Annotated in this window: 1 protein-coding gene; it reads right to left on the reverse strand. The window is 56.6% G+C overall.

Annotated features, from left to right (window positions below; translation table 11 throughout):
* Window positions 1–7: 7 nt before the first annotated feature.
* A partial coding sequence (locus D0T21_RS31495; protein ID WP_116994606.1) for an IS30 family transposase occupies window positions 8–792 on the reverse strand: 785 nt, incomplete at its 5' end.

The raw sequence follows: 792 nt of genomic DNA on the forward strand, positions 1-792 counted from the left end.
TGTGGATTCAATCGGTCAACGCAACACATCGGTCAAATCGTTGAGCCGGTGTCTGGTAGTCGAGCGTCTTCCTAGGGCGTTCGTTCAACCTTCTGGCAACTTCGTCTAGTTTATCCTGCGAATAGGTCGACAGGTCCAGTCCCTTTGGAAAATACTGCCGCAACAACCCATTGGTATTTTCATTCGACCCGCGCTGCCAGGGATTTTGCGGATCACAAAAATAGACCTGAATGTCGGTGGCCAGCGTGAAACGTTTGTGGGCTGCCATTTCTTTGCCGCGATCCCACGTCAGCGATTTATACAGTTCGTGAGGCAATCTGCGCGCGTTCTCGATCAGCGCGTTGACGACGGTCTCGGTATCCTTGCCCGCCACTTTTACCAGCATAACGTAACGTGTCTGGCGCTCGACAAGGGTGGCGATCTGGCTGTTGTGGCTGCCGAACAGCAGATCGCCTTCCCAGTGCCCCGGCACTGCGCGGTCCTCGGCCGCTGCGGGTCGTTCGCTGATCGATACCGCATCCTTGATCCGGCCGTGGTTGTTGGTCTTCTGAGTGTGATGGCGGGAGCGACGCATGGCCCGTGACCGCCTCAAATGCTCAAGGAGTTCCTTCTTCAAGGCGCCGCGCGCCTGAATGTAAAGGCTGCGATAAATCGTCTCGTGCGACACGTGGTACTCCTCGTAGCTCGGGAACAGTTGCCTCAGCCATCCAGCAACCTGTTCAGGCGACCACTGCAATTGGAGCTTGCTGGTGACCATGTTGGCCAGCATCCGGTTCTCCGCCAGCTTACAGT

Origin of the sequence: Duganella sp. BJB476 (assembly GCF_003416895.1) — a bacterium.
Lineage (GTDB): Bacteria > Pseudomonadota > Gammaproteobacteria > Burkholderiales > Burkholderiaceae_D > Rugamonas.